At 48.4% G+C, this 19,510-nt stretch carries 18 protein-coding genes; 12 read left to right on the top strand and 6 right to left on the bottom strand.

Features of this window, described 5'->3' with window-relative positions; translation table 11 throughout:
* Positions 1-10 precede the first annotated feature (10 nt).
* The 4 genes from E2I14_RS07570 (at position 11) to E2I14_RS07585 (ending at position 3,426) form a co-directional block, all read left to right on the top strand.
* Complete coding sequence (locus E2I14_RS07570) at positions 11-1,294, top strand: NAD(P)/FAD-dependent oxidoreductase (protein WP_133327000.1); 1,284 nt, start codon at positions 11-13, stop codon at positions 1,292-1,294.
* A 137-nt stretch (positions 1,295-1,431) separates the two neighbouring features.
* A complete protein-coding gene (locus E2I14_RS07575; RefSeq protein WP_133327002.1) occupies positions 1,432-2,667 on the top strand; it encodes a molybdopterin molybdotransferase MoeA in 1,236 nt (411 codons plus the stop codon).
* Between the two features lie 14 nt (positions 2,668-2,681).
* Complete coding sequence (gene moaD / locus E2I14_RS07580) at positions 2,682-2,939, top strand: molybdopterin converting factor subunit 1 (RefSeq protein WP_133327004.1); 258 nt, start codon at positions 2,682-2,684, stop codon at positions 2,937-2,939.
* A 25-nt stretch (positions 2,940-2,964) separates the two neighbouring features.
* Complete coding sequence (locus E2I14_RS07585; protein WP_133327006.1) at positions 2,965-3,426, top strand: molybdenum cofactor biosynthesis protein MoaE; 462 nt, start codon at positions 2,965-2,967, stop codon at positions 3,424-3,426.
* Positions 3,427-3,449: 23 nt separating this feature from the next.
* Here the strand turns inward: E2I14_RS07585 and E2I14_RS07590 are convergent, their stop codons facing one another.
* Together E2I14_RS07590 and E2I14_RS07595 are read right to left on the bottom strand one after the other, a co-directional pair.
* Complete coding sequence (locus tag E2I14_RS07590) at positions 3,450-4,316, bottom strand: amidohydrolase family protein (RefSeq protein ID WP_133327008.1); 867 nt, start codon at positions 4,314-4,316, stop codon at positions 3,450-3,452.
* A gap of 425 nt (positions 4,317-4,741) precedes the next feature.
* Positions 4,742-6,067 (bottom strand): voltage-gated chloride channel family protein, encoded by a 1,326-nt coding sequence (locus tag E2I14_RS07595; RefSeq protein ID WP_133327010.1) that lies wholly within the window; start codon positions 6,065-6,067, stop codon positions 4,742-4,744.
* Positions 6,068-6,387: 320 nt separating this feature from the next.
* Here E2I14_RS07595 and pip point away from each other — a divergent pair, with 320 nt between their 5' ends.
* Entirely contained in the window at positions 6,388-7,353 is a 966-nt protein-coding gene (gene pip, locus E2I14_RS07600; RefSeq protein WP_133327012.1) for a prolyl aminopeptidase, read from the top strand.
* Positions 7,354-7,412: 59 nt separating this feature from the next.
* On the opposite strand, the gene E2I14_RS07605 is transcribed toward pip, so the two are convergent.
* The 4 genes from E2I14_RS07605 to E2I14_RS07620 all read right to left on the bottom strand — a co-directional run bounded on the left by E2I14_RS07605 (position 7,413) and on the right by E2I14_RS07620 (position 11,879).
* On the bottom strand, positions 7,413-9,695 hold the full coding sequence (locus E2I14_RS07605; RefSeq protein WP_133327014.1) for a RelA/SpoT family protein: 2,283 nt from the start codon (positions 9,693-9,695) through the stop codon (positions 7,413-7,415).
* 191 nt (positions 9,696-9,886) lie between these two features.
* Complete coding sequence (rpoZ, locus tag E2I14_RS07610; protein WP_133327016.1) at positions 9,887-10,090, bottom strand: DNA-directed RNA polymerase subunit omega; 204 nt, start codon at positions 10,088-10,090, stop codon at positions 9,887-9,889.
* A gap of 43 nt (positions 10,091-10,133) precedes the next feature.
* Positions 10,134-10,778, bottom strand: a complete 645-nt coding sequence (gene gmk, locus E2I14_RS07615) for a guanylate kinase (protein WP_133327018.1) — start codon at positions 10,776-10,778, stop codon at positions 10,134-10,136.
* Positions 10,779-10,973: 195 nt separating this feature from the next.
* A complete protein-coding gene (locus E2I14_RS07620; RefSeq protein ID WP_227544635.1) occupies positions 10,974-11,879 on the bottom strand; it encodes a YicC/YloC family endoribonuclease in 906 nt (301 codons plus the stop codon).
* 136 nt (positions 11,880-12,015) lie between these two features.
* Here E2I14_RS07620 and E2I14_RS07625 point away from each other — a divergent pair, with 136 nt between their 5' ends.
* The 7 genes from E2I14_RS07625 (at position 12,016) to kdsA (ending at position 19,449) form a co-directional block, all read left to right on the top strand.
* Positions 12,016-13,029: a serine/threonine protein kinase gene (locus tag E2I14_RS07625; RefSeq protein ID WP_133327020.1), complete on the top strand. Its 1,014-nt coding sequence runs from the start codon at positions 12,016-12,018 to the stop codon at positions 13,027-13,029.
* Between the two features lie 96 nt (positions 13,030-13,125).
* Complete coding sequence (locus tag E2I14_RS07630) at positions 13,126-14,073, top strand: PP2C family protein-serine/threonine phosphatase (RefSeq protein WP_133327022.1); 948 nt, start codon at positions 13,126-13,128, stop codon at positions 14,071-14,073.
* Between the two features lie 92 nt (positions 14,074-14,165).
* Positions 14,166-14,900 carry a ribonuclease PH gene (gene rph / locus E2I14_RS07635; protein WP_133327024.1) on the top strand — a complete coding sequence of 245 codons (735 nt, stop codon included), beginning with the start codon at positions 14,166-14,168 and terminating at the stop codon, positions 14,898-14,900.
* Between the two features lie 5 nt (positions 14,901-14,905).
* Positions 14,906-15,508 (top strand): RdgB/HAM1 family non-canonical purine NTP pyrophosphatase, encoded by a 603-nt coding sequence (gene rdgB / locus E2I14_RS07640; protein ID WP_133327026.1) that lies wholly within the window; start codon positions 14,906-14,908, stop codon positions 15,506-15,508.
* Positions 15,508-16,770 (top strand): radical SAM family heme chaperone HemW, encoded by a 1,263-nt coding sequence (gene hemW, locus E2I14_RS07645; RefSeq protein ID WP_406675700.1) that lies wholly within the window; start codon positions 15,508-15,510, stop codon positions 16,768-16,770. Before rdgB ends, hemW begins: the two co-directional genes overlap by 1 nt.
* Before the next feature lie 199 nt (positions 16,771-16,969).
* Positions 16,970-18,601 carry a CTP synthase gene (locus E2I14_RS07650; protein WP_133327030.1) on the top strand — a complete coding sequence of 544 codons (1,632 nt, stop codon included), beginning with the start codon at positions 16,970-16,972 and terminating at the stop codon, positions 18,599-18,601.
* A complete protein-coding gene (kdsA, locus tag E2I14_RS07655) occupies positions 18,598-19,449 on the top strand; it encodes a 3-deoxy-8-phosphooctulonate synthase (RefSeq protein ID WP_133327032.1) in 852 nt (283 codons plus the stop codon). The genes E2I14_RS07650 and kdsA overlap by 4 nt, the downstream gene beginning before the upstream one ends.
* Positions 19,450-19,510 lie beyond the last annotated feature (61 nt).

Genomic DNA, 19,510 nt, shown 5'->3' on the forward strand with positions numbered 1-19,510 from the left:
AAAGGCCACTATGTTTTTGCGCGATTCTCAGCATGTTCCGAGCTACTACGCCAGCAACGTCGAGGCGCAACCTAGAGCGGCTCAAACTCACGATCTACAAACGGAAGTACTCATTATCGGCGCTGGTTTTTCGGGCTTGCATACCGGTTTGCGTTTAGCTTTAGCTGGTAAAAAAGTGACGATGATCGATGCCAGTCGCATTGCTTGGGCGGCGTCGGGTCGCAACGGTGGGATGGCAATTTTAGGCTGGTCGAGTGACATGGGACCGATCGAACAGGCCTTAGGATTGAATGACGCCAAAGTGCTGTGGGGTTTGATGCGCGAAGCAGCCAGTGAATTAAAACAGTTACCGCAGCGCTTTGGCTTTGATTGCGATTATCGCCCTGGGCATTTATGGGCTTCGGTGTTAGCGCGCCGAGTGGCTGGTCTACGTGAATGGCAAGAACACGCGGCGCAGAAATGGAATTACGATAGCCTACAACTGATCGAGAAAAAAGAGGTACCCAATTGGGTCAACAGTGGCCGTTATCAAGCCGCTTTGTACGATCCCGAGGCAGGGCACATTCATCCGTTAAAACTTGCCTTGGGTTTGGCGCGCGCGTTTGAGCAGGCGGGTGGGCAGATTTTTGAACAGACGCGAGCTGTTGCGTATCAAGAAGTTGGCAATCAACTTCACGTCACCACCGAACGCGGGCAGATCAAGTGCGATCAATTGGTGTTGGCCTGCAATTCCTATATCGATCAACTCGATGCGGGTTTAAGTCGCAAGATTCTGCCGGTGGGGACGTTCATGGTCACCACCGAAGTATTGGGCCAAGAACGCGCCAAGGCGCTCATTCCTAGCAATGCCTGTGTCACTGACAATCAATTTATTCTGGATTACTTCCGCCTCACGGCTGACCACCGTTTGCTATTTGGTGGTGGCTGCACCTATTTGGGCGGCATTCCGGCGGATATTCCGGCTGCTATGCGCCCTAACTTGGAACGTGTTTTTCCAACGTTAAAGGGCGTGAAAATCGATTACGCGTGGGGCGGTCATATCGACATCAGCATGCACCGCACGCCAGAAATTGGCTGTCGCGGCAATGTGTATTGGATGCAGGGTTATTCTGGACACGGCGTTTTACCGACTTGCGTATCTGGGCGCGTCGTGGCTGAGGCGATTTTGGGGCAGCGCGATCATTTGGCGCTGTTTATGCGTTTATCGCATCCACCGTTCCCGGGCGGCGCTATCTTGGCTCCTTGGCTCGAAGCGGCGGGTAAATGTTGGTATCGGCTGAGAGATTTTTTTTAAAAGTTAGATCAGTTATAGCCAGTATCGTGATGTAATCAGGAAACATTGTCTGAATCATTGCGGTAATATATGCAATTCATTTTTTAATAAATTAGCCGCAACCGTTCGGCTAATTCCCACTAAAACAAACAGACATCATGAAAAATTCCTCACCGTTATTGAGCGTCAATGAGGCCTTGAGCATTATGCTAGAGGCAGCAACCCACGCTCCGATGACGCATACGGCGCAACTGCCAACCTTGTTGGCCAATAACCGCATTTTGGCGAGCTCGATTTCCGCGCCGATGAATGTGCCCAGTATTGAAAATTCACAAATGGATGGTTACGCGCTCAATGCGCTCGATGCGCAAAACAGCATCGAAACCAATCAGCCCTTGCCCGTCAGTCAGCGCATCGCCGCGGGTCATCCCGGCAAACCATTGCAAGCTGGTACCGCAGCGCGCATCTTTACCGGTGCGCCTATGCCGCACGGCGCGGACTGCGTGGTAATGCAAGAGCAATGCGAGTTAATTGAAAATGCTGACGGTAAATTCATCAAGCTCAATCACTTACCCAAAGCGGGTGAATGGGTGCGTCATATTGGTGAAGATATTCGCCGTGGGAGCGTGATTTTAAAAGCAGGCACACGCTTGCGCGCGCAGGAATTAGGCTTGGCAGCATCGGTCGGTTTAGCCACCTTACCGATTAAGCGCCCATTAAAAGTGGCGATATTTTTTACCGGCGATGAATTAGCCATGCCGGGCGATCCGTTGCCACCGGGTGCTATTTACAATTCCAATCGATTTTTGATTAATTCCTTGCTAGAAAATTTGGGCTGCGAAGTGCACGATTTTGGAATTGTTCCCGATTCATTGGGCGCGACCCGCAGCACCTTAAAACAAGCCGCGTTTGAAAATGATGTAGTCATCACCTCAGGCGGTGCTTCGGTTGGGGAAGAAGATCACATCAAGCCAGCGGTGGAAGCTGAAGGTAAATTGAACATGTGGCAAATCTCGGTAAAGCCCGGCAAGCCGCTTGCCTTTGGTCAAGTCGGACGTGCATTTTTTGTTGGTTTGCCCGGCAATCCGGTATCGAGCTTTGTGACCTTTTTATTGTTTGTGCGCCCATTTTTATTGCGCTTGCAAGGCGTGGTCGATGTTGCGCCCAAAAGCTTCCAAGTGCGCGCCGACTTCACTTGGGCCAAAGCCGATAAACGCAACGAATTTTTACGCGCCAAACTAAATGCCGATGGTGGTTTGGAATTATTTCCGAGCCAAGGTTCCGCCGTTTTAAGCTCGACTGTTTGGGGCGATGGCTTGGTCGATAATCCTGCCGGACAAACGATTCAGCCCGGTGATATGGTCAAGTTCATCCCATTTTCTGAGTTAATTTAATAGTGACGTGTGCAATGAAAATCAATTTACGTTTTTTTGCCAGCTTGCGTGAGCAGTTGGGTATCTCGGATGAAATAGTGAGCGTACCAGCCGAGGTAAAAAACGTCGGTCAGGTGCGCGCATGGCTGATCGAGCGCGGTGGAATTTGGGCGGAGTCGTTAGCCCTAAGCCGTAATCTGCGCGCCGCCGTGCAGCACGAAATGTGTGACGAGACGGCGGAAATCTCAGACGGTGACGAAGTCGCTTTCTTTCCGCCAGTGACTGGCGGCTAATTCAACACTAAGGGTAGGCGGTAAGGTGAAAATAGCAATTCAAACCAATGATTTTGACGTTAGTGCTGAACTCGCTCAGTTGCGCATTCAGCACCGCGATGTTGATGCCTTGGCGAGCTTTGTAGGCACCGTACGCGAAGTGACGAAGGGCGTCAATGACGTTGAAGTCACCCAGATGGAGTTAGAGCATTACCCTGGCATGACCGAAAAATCATTGACCGTTATCGCGCAACAAGCGATCGAACGCTGGAAGCTCAAAGATGCGGTAATTATTCACCGCGTCGGCGTATTGCAAGTCACTGAGCAAATCGTGCTGGTAATCGCTGCCAGCAAACATCGCGGCGACGCCTTTGCCGCCTGCGAATTTATGATGGATTACCTAAAAACCGACGCGCCGTTTTGGAAAAAAGAAACCACGGCGACCGGCGCGCACTGGGTTGATGCGCGCTCATCGGACGTTAGTGCGCTCGATAAATGGACACGCTAATACAGTGAATTAGCTCGATCACTTTATAAATTTAAGCGGTAAAAAAGATTGGCGTTGTCGCCAAATACGGCGTCACGTTCTAATTCGTTTAAATCCTTCAACAACATTTCGCTGGCGCTCAGCCATTTCGGGTAGATCGTATCGGTGGTCAATATCGGCCAGTCACTGCCCCAGATAAGTCGGTTCGTCCCGAAATGGCGCATCAAATGATTGACATACGGACGCAAACTATCCACCGACCATCGCGGCCCCGCCTCAGTAATCAATCCAGATAACTTGCGCGCGACGTTGGGTAATTTGGCCAGAACAGCGATCTTATCGGCCCAAGGCGTCCACGTTGCGCTGGCAATCTCGGGCTTGGCACCATGATCGATGATGATGCGCAGCTTGGGATGACGTTGTGCAAAGACGTGTAAATAGTCGAGATGGCGGGTATAGACCAACGCTTCAAACACAAGATCATGCTCCAATAATTGCTCAACCGCGGCGTCAAATGGCGCTTGATGTTTGCCAGCGCTAATCCAATGATCTTGCGGCAAATCCTGCAACATCGGGCGTATCCCCCTAAATTTGGGATGTTGTGCTAAGCGCGCAATCGTCTCAGGTGCTTTACTGCTGAGCATATCAACCCAGCCAATCACTCCAGCAATCGACGCATGTTGAGTGGCTAAATCGAGTAAATATTCGGTTTCTTCAATGCTAGGCGCTGCTTGGATAACGATCGTTTTAGCGATCCCATGTCGAGCCAACAGCGGCTCTAAATCACGCGGCTGAAAGTCCTGATACAGCAATGTCATTTCCGGTTTCAGCCAACCATAATCCGATCGTTGAATCGTCCAGTAATGCTGATGCGCATCGATACGTACACTCGTTGAGGTGGTGCTATTCATTTTCTGCCTTTCAAAGCAGAAGCTCTCTGCTTTGTTGAGACCAATAACAAGCGCATGAATTGGAGCATCTTTGTATGCTGATTTTGGCGCCGTTATTGGTTACTTTGTGTTGCCAATTAACGATTTGAAGTGGGATTGAAACGGACTGAAATGCATCAACGATTGACGCGTAATTTGCGTCGTGGCCGTTGATGAGTCCTTAAAATAATACGCGCGCCAATTAAAAATAAAAGGGCAGATGTGGCTGATTTGGAGCTTTATTTTGATTAGAAAGATTTTCTAATTGGGTAGTTTACGATGTTGAGAAAAATCGCGATGGGATATTGCAAATTCAAATTTTTTTGAAAATTTTTGTGCGGAAAATTGAATCAGTTTTTTGGTGGGCTGCGTTTAACTTCACGCTGAATTTTAACAATCAGCGCAGCTTATTCTTGATTGTTTTCAGGCTGAACGTGATTGGTGCTATTTTCCAATTCCCGCTTCTTGCGATAGGCCACTAAATCGCTAAGCTTTGTGCCGTTAGGGATGTTGCGGTGTTTAGATTGTCCACCGCGTTGCGATCGATAAATACCGGTTCGGCCTGAAAATAAATAACTGATCACGCAAGCAATGGCTGAGAAAATTCCCATTGTTGGGCCAAACAATTCGATTGCCATCACCGTTGACGCCAACGGTGTATTTGCCGCCCCTGCAAAGACTGCCACAAATCCAAGTCCAGCTAGCATTGAAAAGGGGAGTTGCAGAATCGGTGCTAAGGCGTTGCCGAAAGTCGCGCCGATATAGAACAGCGGCGTGACTTCGCCGCCTTTAAATCCGGTGCCAAGTGACGTAATGGTGAAGGCCATCTTCGATAAAAAATCGTACCAAGCTACTGGATGCTGAAATGATTCCACAATCGTGGGAATGCCCAAGCCGATGTAGCGCTGCGAGCCTAACATTGCGACTGCCACGGCGACGATAGCGCCGCCGATTGTTGGCCGCAATGGCGCGTATTTGATGAATTTTTTCATCACATCCGATAAGCCGTGCGTAGCCTTAGCGAAAATCATACCGACCAATCCAAATAACACGCCTGCGATAAGGGTTGCACACAAGGTCCAAAACGTAATCGCAGGCACATCGGCAACGAAGTAATGCGTGTGATGGACGCCCCACAGTAAGCCGATTTGATCGGCCACAATGGCCGCGATAAAGCAAGGCAAAATCGCGTCATAGCGCATGCGCCCAACGGCTAAAACTTCTAATCCAAAAATTGCTCCCGCTAACGGCGTGCCAAAAACCGACGCGAATCCAGCGCTAATACCGGCCATGATTAATAAGCGGCGCTGCTTTTTAGCCAGTTTAAAAATCGCTGTGCATTGATCGGCTAAGCTTGCGCCCATCTGCACGGCGGTACCTTCACGTCCAACCGATGCGCCGAATAAATGCGAAATGACGGTGCCCATTAATACCAATGGTGCCATGCGCAAGGGAATGGTTTTTTTGGGATCGTGAATTTCATCGATGATTAAATTGTTTCCTGCTTCGACGCTTTTGCCGAAGTGCAGGTAAATCCAACCAACGGTAAAACCAGCTAGCGGTAAAAACCAAATAATGTCGGGATGGGTTTCACGCCAATTTGTGACAAGGTCCAAAGAGAATAAAAAGAAGGCTGAAGCGCTGCCAGCTAATACAGCGACGATGCAGGCTAACAATAACCATTTTGCAATGTAAGGCAGCAGGGCGAGTTGTTCTAGACGTATTTTTTTCATGTGTTAAGGCTGGGTGTAGTGACCGAATTGGTTATTGTTGTTGGCCCAGGTACCAGTTTGGCTTGTGATTGAATGTCAATGTGAATTCATAGTAGCAAGGAAAAGTCTGCTAGACAATTACCAAAAGCAACTTTACTGTAGGGCATGTGTATCAATTAGCCGCGCTTTGGTTAGCGCTGTAAGTTTGATTCATTAACTAGGCAGGCAATTGAATTCATCGTGATGGGCAGAAATCGAGATAAAATTTCGCGCATCTTGAAGTAGACTCTTAATCCGTTCGCTGCCTCAATTAACCTCACCACCTGTTCCCTGGACTTATGATGACTGACACAAAATCGCCCTTATTCCCTGAAATCCAGCCTTATCGCAGCGGTCATTTGGCCGTCGATAATGGGCATAGCTTGTATTGGGAGGAGTGCGGTAACCCTGATGGCGTGCCCGTATTATTTTTACACGGCGGTCCCGGCGCGGGTTTGTCGCCAACCCATCGGCGCTTTTTTGATCCGAGTTACTACCGCATCGTGTTATTCGATCAGCGCGGCGCGGGCAAATCAACGCCGTTGGGCGAATATCGACATAACACGACACCATTGCTAATTGACGACATCGAGGCGATTCGCGCCATGTTAGGCATTAATCAGTGGCTGATTTTTGGTGGCTCTTGGGGCTCAACGTTGGCGTTGGCTTATGGGCAAGCGCATCCTGAGAACTGCTTAGGCTTTATTTTGCGCGGCATCTTTTTGTGTACCAAGGCGGAAGTGGAATGGTTTATCGGTGGAATGAAATGGTTTTTCCCAGAAGTTCATGCTGAATTCGCCGCAGCTATTCCTGAGGACGAGCGCCATGATTTATTAGCCGCCTATACCAAACGCTTATTCTCCGATGATCCCGCCGTGTATATGCCAGCCGCGCGCAGTTGGGCTAGATACGAAGGCGGCTGCTTGTTTTTGAAACCTCAGGCCAACGCTGTCGATGAATTTGAAAAAGACGAGGTGAGCTTAGGGTTGGGGCGCTTGGAAGCGCATTACATGATGCACGGCGCGTTCATGGAAGAAGATCAGTTGATTCGTAATATCGACAAAATTCGCCACTTGCCATCCGTGATCGTGCAAGGCCGCTACGACGTTATCTGCCCGCCGAATACGGCCGCTCGTCTACATAGCGCATGGCCAGAATCTAAATTGCACATGATTTGGGATGCGGGACACGCGGCAATGGAGCCGGGGATTGCCACGGCCTTGGTGCGCGCCACTGAGCAATTTAAATTGCAGCGACGTTTCGATTAACAGTGAGTGCTGAGATGGGGCGCGGTTAGCGTGGTGTGCAACTACGAACTAAGTAAAGCTTAAACCTGACCGCGCAGGATTTTAGAGACGCCAATAATGTGGCGCACATTACGCATTAAGCGCGCTAGGTGTTTGCGGCCTTCCACCTGAATCGTGAAGCAAATTTGCGAAAGCGAATCAGAAGCGCTGCCTTCCATTTCGACATTAATAATATTGGCATCGGAATCGCCAATTTCTGCCGCAACACGAGCCAGCGCGCCGCGTTCATTGGTGGTGAAAATCGTGATTTTGCAGTCAAAGCGGCGGTTCAATTCTTTACCCCACGCCACGTCAATCCAACGTTCTGGTTCTTTTTGCAGCAAGCGTTTTCCGATTTGGCAATCGCAGGTGTGCACGACCAAACCTTGATCGCGTTTTAATTGACCAATAATTTCATCGCCCGGAATTGGCAGGCAACAAGTCGCGAGTTCAACCGAGATTCCCTCGCTGCCATAAATCACCACTGGTTCTAACTTGTTGCTAGGCAGGGTTTCGGTGAAGAGCTGTAAAAACGGAATGGAGGATGGCTCGTCTTCGATCAAATCCAAAATATGACGCGCGACCAAGGTAGACATACGCCGTCCAGCACCGATGTCGGCATACAAGTCTTCCATCGTCTTCGCTTTGGATTCAAACAACAGCTTTTCAATGATGTCATTCGGTAAATCGGCATTAAGATTCAAGAGCGCCAACGATTGCGATAATAATTGACGGCCTAATTCAGTCGATTCAGTCAGATTGGCGGTGCGCAGATAATGGCGAATCGCTGAACGTGCTTTACCCGTGCGCACGTAACTTAACCAATTTGGCGTAGGGCGCGAACTGGGTGAAGTGATAATCTCAACGATGTCACCGCTACGCAATTCAGTGCGCAAGGGCGCCGCTTCGTGGTTGATCTTAGCTGCAATGGTTTGGTCGCCAATGTCGGTGTGAATCGTGTAGGCAAAATCAAGCGCCGTCGCACCGCGCGAGAGCGCAATAATTTTTGATTTTGGTGTGAAGACGTAGACCGAATCAGGGAATAAATCGACCTTGACGTGCTCCAAAAACTCCGCCGAATCGCCAGTTTGCTTTTGAATATCGAGTAACGACTGCAACCATGCGTGAGTGCGTACTTGTAAATCCGACAGTGAGACTTCTTTGTCTTTATACAGCCAATGCGCCGCAACACCCGATTCGGCAATGTGATGCATGTCTTGCGTACGGATTTGGAATTCAACTGGCGTGCCGTAGGGGCCAACTAAGGTGGTGTGCAGTGACTGGTAGCCATTGAGCTTGGGCATGGCAATGTAGTCTTTGAACTTGCCGGGCATCGGCTTATACAAACCGTGCAAAACGCCAAGCGCGTAGTAGCTTTCATTAAAACTATTTACCACGACTCGAAAGCCATAGACGTCGAGAACTTGCGAGAACGAGAGCCGCTTTTCTTGCATCTTGCGGTAAATGCCGTACAAGGTTTTTTCTCGACCGTGCACTTCGGCTTTAATCCCCGCATTGGCCAGGGTGGTGTTGACTGCTTCTAAAATCTTGCCGACGACTTCGCGCCGATTTCCGCGCGCTGCTTTGACGGCTTTGGATAACGTGCGATGACGTAGTGGGAAAATATACGAGAAGGATAAATCTTGTAGTTCGCGGTAGATATTGTTTAAGCCAAGCCGGTGGGCAATTGGGACATACACTTCCATTGTTTCGCGGGCGATGCGGCGTTTCTTCTCTGGTAGCATGACGCCCAAGGTTCGCATGTTATGCAGGCGGTCAGCGAGTTTAACTAAGATAACTCGGACATCGCGTGCCATTGCGAGCAGCATTTTTCGGAAGTTTTCCGCTTGCGCTTCAATTTGGCTTTGAAATTCAATCTTCTCTAATTTGGATAAACCATCTACCAAGCTAGCAACTTGGGCACCAAAACGTTCGTGTAATTCTTCTTTTTTGACGTCTTGATCTTCCATCACATCGTGCAATAACGCGGCCATGATGGCTTGTGCATCGAGCTTCCAATCCGCACAAATTTCGGCTACTGCAATTGGGTGGGAAATATAAGGTTCACCGGAACGGCGCATTTGACCCAAATGCATTTGGTCCGAGAAGCGAAACGCCTCACGAATGTGGACTAAGTCCGCCGGTGTTAAGTAGGTGCTGAGTTTGTCGGTTAATTGGGTAATCGAGACGGCACCGTGTTTGGCTGGAGTTTCTAATTGATTTGCTGATTCTGTGGCCTTTGATGCGACTGACAAGCGTTTTCCCTTGGCTCGCGCTGGAGCGTCTGGTTCTGCGGGAAGGCTTTCGGATGGCGTCAGACTCATTCTTCAAAAAATTAAAAACAATACCGTTGATATAAAAATAACGAGGACACGAATTCTGTACAGATTTAGTGATAAACAGTACGGTCAAGTATAAAACAAACGTAAAATTTTCGGACAACGAAACCGTGACGATAAAGCTACCGTCACGGTTTGAGAATAGCTACTTCAAGTGAATAGACTTAAGCAGTGTATTAGAGCGGGACTTTTTTCAACATTTCGATACCAACTTTGCCTTCAGCGATTTCACGCAGAGCGATTACGGTTGGTTTGTCTTTGGAATCGATTTTTGGTGTGTGACCTTGCAATAACTGGCGCGCACGATAGGTTGCACATAACGTTAATTGAAAGCGATTCGGAATGTTTTTTAATGCGTCTTCGATGGTAATACGGGCCATGTTAATTTCCTAAAATTGCAATTGATGTAAATGAGTGAGGCGCTTAGCTGAGGTTGGCGTGGATGCCAAATTGCGCAAATAAATCGGAATTGCGCGCTGCTTGCTGATTGAAACGGCTTCGTGTTGCTGTGATTATGGCAATTAATTCAGATAAAGCGGTCTCAAAGTCCTGATTAATAATAACATATTCGAACTCAGGAGCGTGTGCAATTTCCCCTCCGGCGGCCAATAATCGCTTGGTAATGACCTGTTCGCTATCTTGACCGCGTTTTTTAAGGCGCTGCTCAAGTGCTTCAATTGATGGTGGCAATATAAAAATACCAACGGCGTGGGGGAATTGTTTTTTGACTTGTTGGGTTCCTTGCCAGTCGATTTCGAGCAGCATGTCAGTGCCCGCTTGCATAAACTGGTTGATCAAAACACGCGATGTGCCGTAATAATTTCCATGCACTTCGGCGTACTCGAGAAATTCACCATTGTCTTTTTTGGCTAAGAAGTCTTCAACGCTGGTGAAGTGATATTCGCGTCCATCGACTTCGCCCGGCCTTGGCGCGCGGGTGGTGTAGGAAATTGAGAGGCGCAAATCAGGCTCTTTGGCCAACAGGGCGTTGACCAAAGTGGATTTGCCAGCACCCGAGGGAGCGGCGACCATAAACAAACTGCCTGCGTGCGGATTTAATTGCGACATGACTTTCCTTAATGCTTCAACAATATTTGCTGTTATTGGTGATTGTTAACAATGATTACTAGTGATTATTATGTGCTGGCGGCACAAAAAACAAGTCCGCGATGTTAGCGGACTTGAAGTTGTATTACAAACTCAAGCTCCAAACAAGAAAAGATGCAGTTGTGCTTTTCAATTCTAGTTAGCGAACTTTGAGACTTATTCTAAGTTTTGCACCTGCTCGCGCATTTGCTCAATCAGCAGTTTTAATTCCATTGCTGCATCAGCGAGTTCTTTTAACGCTGCCTTAGAGCCTAGGGTATTGGCTTCACGATTAAGCTCTTGCATCATAAAATCCAAGCGTTTCCCGACTTGGCCGCCTTTATTGAGAATATGGCGCGTTTCGGTTAAATGCCCGGATAAGCGGGTAAGTTCTTCCGCGATATCAATCCGAATACCGTACAAAGCGACTTCTTGGCGAATTCGGTCCATGACTTCTTCGCGCGAAATCGTTGGAACGTTATTGTTATTCGTTAAGCCCAGCGCTTCTTGCAAGCGATTAACCGATTTTTGTTGAAATTGCGCAATAAGTTGAGGGACAATAGGGCTAATTTTTTCAACAATCGCTTCCATTTCGGTGATTTTGTTGATCAATACGGCTTGTAGAGCGCTGCCTTCCCGCTCGCGGCTGACGATGAATGCATCCAAAGTGGCTTTCATGCAATCGAGCGCATGGCTGGATAAATCGTCGTCGGAAACGGTGTTTTCTTCGATCACGCCCGGCCAACGCAAGATTTCATGGGTTGAAAGAGGGCCGCTATTGGGAAATTGCTGTTGAATCTCTTGTTGAAATTGGGCAAGTTGACTCAAAACCAAAGGGTTCATCGCTTTATTGTTTTGCTGCTGTTCTTTGCGTGCAAAACTGAAACGACATTCGACTTTGCCTCGGGTAATGCGTGTTATTATTGCTTCTCGGAATGATGGTTCAAAAGCACGAAAATCATCGTTCATGCGAAATTGCAGGTCAAGGAAACGCGAGTTAACGCTCTTAATTTCAACTGTCATGCTGCCTGCGTCAGTGTCGCGGCTGGTGACAGCATAACCTGTCATGCTATAAATACTCACGGATTACCTCTTAGTGGGAATGGTTCAATCAACGTCGACTTACAAGTATACTAGCTGCTGCAATAAGATGGTCATAGCTAAGTAAATAATAAATTGGCCGATAACAGAGACTCAGAAGTTAATAAAACAGGACGATATGGCTGCACAAAATAATGCTCCACTGCCCGATGGGCTTGAAATCGCTGGATATCGCATTGTAAAGAAAATTGCGTCTGGCGGGTTTAGTATCGTCTATTTAGCGTCCGATGAAGATGGCACTCCTGTTGCGATCAAAGAATATTTGCCGAGCTCGCTGGTGTTGCGTCAGTTAGGCGAATTGACTCCTGCTATTTCTCCTGAAAATTTACCTATTTATCGAATTGGCTTGAAATGTTTCTTTGAGGAAGGTCGTGCCTTAGCGCGTATTTCTCATCCTAACGTGGTGAGCGTGTTGAATTTTTTCCGCGCCAATGACACCGTGTACATGGTGATGGCGTATGAATCGGGTTGTTCGTTGCAGGAGCATATTTTACGCCGACGCGATAAGCCAGAGCGCCCGATTGTCACTGAACGTTTTATTCGGAAAATGTTTAGCCAAGTCCTAAATGGCCTGCGTGAAGTGCATACCAACAAGTTGCTGCACTTAGATTTAAAGCCCGCCAATATTTATTTGCGTTTAGATGGCACACCAATATTGTTGGACTTCGGTGCCGCTCGTCAGACGCTGCGTACCGATTTGCCTAAGCTTTACCCAATGTATACACCGGGTTTTGCCGCGCCAGAGTTGTATGAGAAAAACGCTAGTCTTGGCCCTTGGACAGATATTTATAGTATCGGCGCGGCCATGTTTGCTTGTATGGCCGGAGCGCCGCCGCAACCGTCAGATCAGCGCAAAGTGAGCGACAAGATGGAGCGCCATTATCGTAAATTGGATGAATCGTACTCGCCCGAAATTATCGATGTGGTGCGCTGGTGCTTGAAAATGGATCCGTTAGAACGTCCGCCTAGTGTCTTCGCCTTGCAAAAAGCGCTCATGCTCAAAGTCGAAGAAAAGAAAGAGCCGACAGCGCTAGATAAACTAAAACTGTTTTGGGATAAGTTGTTGGACATGATCAATAAACCCAAGCAGCAAGAATTGGATAGCAAGACGATTTCAGAAAACACGTTGTAGATCGCGAATTACTTGCAGCAATTGCCAAGACGTTTTTGAACCTTTAAAAATAATACCTAGTCGCTGCCAACAGCCACCATCAACGGGACAACACTAATGCGTTTTTCGGTATATCAAGAAAGCCATATTGGAGGGCGCAAAGTAAACCAAGATCGGATGGGTTACTGCTTTACGCGTGACTCCTTGCTGTTGCTGCTTGCCGATGGCATGGGCGGCCATATCATGGGCGAAATGGCAGCCACGATTGCGATACAAACCATAGGCAATTTATTTCAACAGCAAGCCAAGCCGTGCATTGGTCGCCCAGAACGATTCCTAGAAGAGAGCTTTCTAGCGGCGCACAAAGAAATTCACCGTTTTAAAATCGTCAATAATTTACCGGATACGCCACGCACGACGATTGTTGCCTGTTTGATCCAGCACGACACCGCCTTTTGGGCGCACTGTGGCGATTCGCGTTTATATTGGATGCGTAATGGGCAGTTATTATTGCGCACCCGCGATCACTCTCGGCTTGAAACACTGATCGCTCAAGGCATGGTTGATGTCTCGCAACGTGATTCGCATCCTGATCGCAATAAGCTTTTCAACTGCTTAGGCGCGCCTAATTCCCCGATTGTTGAAATGTCGCGGCGCGTTAATTTGCAGGCGGGCGATGTAATCATGTTATGTTCGGATGGCTTATGGTCAGTTTTGCCTGAGCATGTGCTGATTCAACATTTGCACGAGCGCACGATCGTTCGCGCGGTGCCAGATTTACTTAACCGCGCCGCCGCCATTGCTGGTAAATCGGCCGACAATCTCACGGCTTTGGCCATGATGTGGGAAGGTGGCGACGATAATCCATCCACAATTAGTACCAACACCTTGCCAATTGGTGCGGTCACGACCACGATACACTCAACCATATTGGATAAAGAAGCCGCGAGCGTGAATAACGGCGATGAGGCGGTTGATGGTTTTGACGAGTCAGATATTGAGAAAGCGATTGAAGAAATTCGCAACGCTATTCAGAAGTCTTCGCGTGTTGGGTTGAAAGGTTAAGCTTTAAGTCGTGCCAAGCTGTGAAACTAGCTATACAGAGCGGCCAGAGCGGCGTCACACACTACACGCATTTATATTTGTTAGGAATACCTATGATTCATTTGCAGCGTCCAAGTAAGCGTAACAATAACGCGCTTCGTCCGGTAGTCATTAGCCGTCATTTTACTAAGCACGCGGAAGGCTCCGTGTTAGTTGAATTTGGCGATACCAAAGTCATCTGCACCGCCAGTATTGAAGATAAAGTCCCAGGCTTTTTAAAAGGGCGCGGACAAGGTTGGTTGACGGCGGAATACGGCATGTTGCCGCGCTCGACCAATACCCGCATGGATCGTGAAGCAGCTCGCGGCAAACAAAGTGGGCGCACCCAAGAGATTCAACGTTTAATTGGTCGCTCGTTGCGCGCTGCGTTTGATTTAGAAGCATTTGGCGAGCGCACTTTGCATTTGGATTGCGATGTGATTCAAGCCGACGGCGGAACGCGCACCGCGGCGATTACCGGTTCTATGGTTGCTGCTTACGATGCGTTTGCGCTGCTTGTTAAGCAAGATAAATTACTCAATATCCCGCTCAAGCAATTTATCGCGGCAATTTCGGTCGGCGTCTATCAAGGCGTGCCAGTGTTAGATTTGGATTACGTAGAGGATTCGGATTGTGATACGGATATGAATGTGGTGATGACAGAAAGTGGCCATTTCATTGAAGTCCAAGGAACTGCCGAAGGTGCGGCATTTGATCGCGCCACCATGAATAAATTACTCGATTTGGCGCACGATGGAATCGTCGATTTGATCGCACTGCAAAAACAAGTATTGGGCTTGAAATCGTAATCGCCATGACAAGTAATTTAACGAAGTTAGTTTTAGCGTCGGGCAATGCGGGAAAACTCAAGGAGCTGAGCGCGATGTTGGCGCCTTTGGGGATTGAAGTTGTTCCGCAAACGCAATTTGGCGTGACCGATGCCGAGGAGCCGTTTTTTACTTTTGTGGAAAATGCCTTGACCAAAGCGCGCCATGCCGCGCGACAAACCGGTTTGCCTGCTTTGGCCGATGATTCCGGTTTGTGTGTGAATGCCTTAGGCGGCGCGCCGGGTGTATTGTCGGCGCGATATGCTGGCGAGCCAAAGTCCGATCAACGTAACAACCAAAAGTTGGTTAAAGCGCTGGCCGATGTGGCCGATAAATCTGCCTACTATTACAGCGTTTGTGTCTTGGTTAGACATGCCGATGACCCGCAACCGATTATTGTCGATGGCAGTTGGTTTGGTGAAATCAGTAGCGCGCCGCGCGGGGAATTTGGTTTTGGTTATGATCCGCATTTCTGGTTGCCGCACTTAGGCAAAACAGCCGCGGAATTGCAGCCTGCCGAAAAGAATAAATTATCGCATCGTGGAAAAGCGATGCGCTTATTGTTAGAAAAGCTGTCCGAAGCAACATGATTATTCCGATTAAACCGATTTCCGGTTTACCTAGTTCGACCTCCTCATCACCTAAGCCCACAACTGCTGCCCTGAATGCCAATGTCGCGCAGCAATTTTTGCAGCCTGGCAGTTTTAATTTGCCGGTCATGCCACCGCTGTCGTTGTACATCCATATTCCTTGGTGCGTCAAAAAATGTCCGTATTGCGATTTCAATTCGCATGAAGCGAAAAATGGCTTTCCAGAAGAAGACTATTTAGCCGCTTTGCGCTTAGATTTGGAACGCGCCTTGCCGGCCATTTGGGGACGCAAGATTTACACGATCTTCATAGGCGGCGGAACGCCGAGTTTGTTGTCCGCGGCGGGTTTGGATCGGTTGTTATCGGACGTTCGTACCTTGTTACCTTTGGATGGTGGGGTAGAAATTACCATGGAAGCCAATCCGGGTACCTTTGAGGCAGAAAAATTTCGCTCTTATCGGGCGAGCGGTGTGAATCGCTTGTCGATTGGAATCCAAAGCTTTAATAGCCAGCATTTACAAGCGTTGGGACGCATTCACGATGGCGACGAAGCGCGCCGGGCGATTGAAATCGCGCAAACGCATTTTGATAATTTCAATCTGGATTTGATGTACGCGCTCCCAAGCCAAACGTTGGATGAAGCGCGCTTAGATATTCAGACTGCGATTGCCAGTGGCGCGCCGCATCTTAGTTTGTACCACCTAACGCTAGAGCCAAATACGTTGTTTGCTAAGTATCCGCCTGCCTTGCCCGACGACGATGCGAGCGCCGAGATGCAGGATGAAATTACCGCGTTAATGAGTGGCGCTGGTTTTCAAAATTACGAAGTGTCGGCCTACGCGCAGCCGAAACGACAAGCGCGTCATAACCTCAATTATTGGCAGTTTGGTGACTATCTTGGCATTGGTGCGGGCGCGCATTCTAAATTGTCGTTCCCGCATCGGGTGGTGCGAGAAATGCGCTACAAAAATCCCAAAGCCTACATGCAAGCGGTAGCGGAAGGGCGCGAAATTCAAGAGTCCTCGGAAATTGGTAAAGACGATATGGCGTTTGAATTCATGCTGAACAGTCTGCGGCTGCGCGATGGTTTTCCGGTCAATTTATTTGCCGAGCGCACAGGACTGAGTTTGAGCGCCATTGAACAGTCATTGCAAGCGGCTGAACAAAAAGGGCTACTCTATCGCGATCATCTCAACATTCGCCCGACTGACTTGGGGCGGCGATTTTTAAACGATCTGCAAGAAATGTTTTTGAAAAGTTAATTATTCTTTGCAAGAGAAATGGTAAATGTTCAATCTTTGTCATTAGCGTTAGCAAGTTCGATCAAGCGCGACAAGTCAATTGGGTAGAAACAATTATTGTTAGCGTAATTTAAAACTTTCTTAATCTAAGGGCTTTTGGGAAGATCAGCCTTGGTGTATAATTTGAATTTCCCGCTCGTGCTGCACAGCACTCTCTGCAATGACTAAGTTTGTATTCGTAACAGGTGGGGTCGTATCCTCCCTCGGCAAAGGCATAGCCGCCGCCTCTCTCGCAGCGATTCTCGAATCGCGCGGTCTCAAAGTCACCATGTTAAAGCTAGATCCCTACATCAATGTGGATCCTGGCACCATGAGTCCATTCCAACACGGTGAAGTCTTCGTCACCGACGATGGCGCGGAAACCGATCTTGATCTCGGTCACTACGAACGCTTCATTACTACCCGCATGAAAAAAGTGAATAACTTCACTACCGGGCAGATTTATGAATCCGTGATCCGCAAGGAACGTCGTGGCGAATATTTAGGCAAAACCGTGCAGGTTATTCCGCACATCACCAACGAAATCCAAGATTACATCCGTCGTGGCGCCGAAGGTTATGACGTCGCTTTGGTTGAAATCGGTGGCACGGTTGGTGATATTGAATCGTTGCCGTTCTTGGAAGCAGCCCGTCAACTCAGTTTGCGTTCTCCCAAAAATACCGTCGCTTTTGTGCATTTAACATTAGTGCCGTATTTGGTTTCCGCTGGCGAACTCAAAACCAAACCAACGCAACACAGCGTACAAAAATTGCGTGAAATCGGTATTTCACCTGATGCATTGCTATGCCGCGCTGATCGCCCAATTCCTAAAGACGAATGCGAAAAAATCTCGTTGTTCTCTAACGTGCATTCCGAAGGCGTGATTTCCTTGTGGGACGCGGACACGATTTATAAAGTCCCGCAAATGCTGCACGATCAAGGTTTGGACGATTTGATTTGTGAGCGCTTAGCCTTGCATCCAAAACCAGCCGATTTGACGATGTGGAGCAACTTGATCCATGCGCTGCAAAATCCTAAACATGAAATCACCATCGGTATGGTAGGTAAATACGTTGATCTAACTGAGTCCTACAAATCATTGACCGAAGCATTGCGCCACGCTGGTATTCATACAGACAGCCGCGTCAATATTGAGTACGTGGATTCGGAAGAAATCGAGAAAAACGGCACGCAAGCATTAGAAAAATTTGACGGTATTTTAGTCCCAGGCGGTTTCGGTAAGCGCGGTGTGGAAGGTAAGATCAACGCCGCTCGCTATGCTCGGGAACATAAAGTGCCTTACCTCGGTATTTGCTTAGGTATGCAAGTTGCGCTGATCGAATACGCCCGCAATATGGCTGGTTTGAAAAACGCGAACTCAACTGAATTCGATTTGGAAACAGATCAACCAGTTGTTGCGTTAATCAATGAATGGCAAAACCACGACGGCAAAGTTGAAACCCGTGACGCCAATTCCGATTTGGGCGGTACGATGCGTTTAGGCGCACAAACGTGCGACGTAAAAGCCCAAACCTTGGCCTCTGAAATCTACGGCCCACAAGTGACCGAGCGTCATCGTCATCGTTATGAAGCCAATAATCATTATCTTGAGCGCGTAGAGCAAGCTGGTTTAGTCGTGTCAGCTCGCACGCCAACCGAAGATTTGTGCGAAATCATGGAATTGCCACGCTCTGTCCACCCTTGGTACATGGGCGTGCAATATCACCCAGAATTCAAATCAACTCCGCGTGATGGGCATCCATTGTTCATCTCCTACGTAAAAGCTATTTTGGCTAACAAGGAAGCAAAATGAAACTGTGTGGATTTGAAGCAGGCTTAGATCAACCGTTCTTCCTCATCGCGGGCACCTGCGTGATTGAGTCGCGTCAAATGGCGATGGATACGGCTGGCTATTTAAAAGAAATCACGAGCGAATTAGGTATTCCATTTATCTATAAATCGTCATTTGATAAAGCCAATCGTTCGTCCGGTAGCTCTTTCCGTGGCTTGGGTATGGAAAAGGGCTTAGAAATTTTGGCCGATGTTAAACGTGAATTGAATGTGCCGGTCTTGACCGACGTACATTCGATTGATGAAATCGCGGAGGTTGCGGCGGTGGTCGATGTGCTGCAAACGCCAGCATTTTTGTGCCGCCAAACTGATTTTATCGAAGCCTGCGCGGTTTCTGGTAAGCCAGTGAATTTCAAAAAAGGCCAGTTTTTGGCTCCACACGACATGCAACACGTGATCAATAAAGCGCGTGCAGCGGCGTTAGCCAAAGGTTTGCCCGATCAATTTATGGCATGCGAACGCGGTGCCAGCTTTGGTTATAACAACTTGGTATCCGACATGCGTTCGTTAGCAATCATGCGCGAAACCGGTTGCCCAGTCGTGTTTGATGCAACCCACTCGGTGCAATTACCGGGCGGACAAGGAACAACCTCCGGCGGTCAACGTGAATTCGTGCCAGTGTTGGCGCGTGCTGCGGTGGCGGTTGGAATTGCCGGGATATTTATGGAAACTCATCCCAACCCAGCGGAAGCAAAATCCGATGGGCCAAATGCGGTGCCACTAGCGCGCATGAAGGAATTGCTGACGACATTAACTACCATTGATCGAGTCGTAAAAGGACAGGCTTTTTTAGAGTCCAACTTTAGCTAATTCGGCTGCATTTAAAAAATACCAAACTCCTCTAGTTTGGTATTTTTTTGCGATACGAATT

This window comes from Sapientia aquatica, assembly GCF_004358105.1.
GTDB classification, from domain to species: domain Bacteria; phylum Pseudomonadota; class Gammaproteobacteria; order Burkholderiales; family Burkholderiaceae_D; genus Solimicrobium; species Solimicrobium aquaticum.

Coding starts and splice junctions, on each gene's coding strand:
- E2I14_RS07570 (WP_133327000.1), top strand. CDS start 11: ATGTTTTTGCGCGATTCTCAGCATGTTCCGAGCTACTACGCCAGCAAC.
- E2I14_RS07575 (WP_133327002.1), top strand. CDS start 1,432: ATGAAAAATTCCTCACCGTTATTGAGCGTCAATGAGGCCTTGAGCATT.
- moaD (WP_133327004.1), top strand. CDS start 2,682: ATGAAAATCAATTTACGTTTTTTTGCCAGCTTGCGTGAGCAGTTGGGT.
- E2I14_RS07590 (WP_133327008.1), bottom strand. CDS start 4,316: ATGAATAGCACCACCTCAACGAGTGTACGTATCGATGCGCATCAGCAT.
- E2I14_RS07595 (WP_133327010.1), bottom strand. CDS start 6,067: ATGAAAAAAATACGTCTAGAACAACTCGCCCTGCTGCCTTACATTGCA.
- pip (WP_133327012.1), top strand. CDS start 6,388: ATGACTGACACAAAATCGCCCTTATTCCCTGAAATCCAGCCTTATCGC.
- E2I14_RS07605 (WP_133327014.1), bottom strand. CDS start 9,695: ATGAGTCTGACGCCATCCGAAAGCCTTCCCGCAGAACCAGACGCTCCA.
- rpoZ (WP_133327016.1), bottom strand. CDS start 10,090: ATGGCCCGTATTACCATCGAAGACGCATTAAAAAACATTCCGAATCGC.
- gmk (WP_133327018.1), bottom strand. CDS start 10,778: ATGTCGCAATTAAATCCGCACGCAGGCAGTTTGTTTATGGTCGCCGCT.
- E2I14_RS07625 (WP_133327020.1), top strand. CDS start 12,016: ATGGCTGCACAAAATAATGCTCCACTGCCCGATGGGCTTGAAATCGCT.
- E2I14_RS07630 (WP_133327022.1), top strand. CDS start 13,126: ATGCGTTTTTCGGTATATCAAGAAAGCCATATTGGAGGGCGCAAAGTA.
- rph (WP_133327024.1), top strand. CDS start 14,166: ATGATTCATTTGCAGCGTCCAAGTAAGCGTAACAATAACGCGCTTCGT.
- rdgB (WP_133327026.1), top strand. CDS start 14,906: ATGACAAGTAATTTAACGAAGTTAGTTTTAGCGTCGGGCAATGCGGGA.
- E2I14_RS07650 (WP_133327030.1), top strand. CDS start 16,970: ATGACTAAGTTTGTATTCGTAACAGGTGGGGTCGTATCCTCCCTCGGC.
- kdsA (WP_133327032.1), top strand. CDS start 18,598: ATGAAACTGTGTGGATTTGAAGCAGGCTTAGATCAACCGTTCTTCCTC.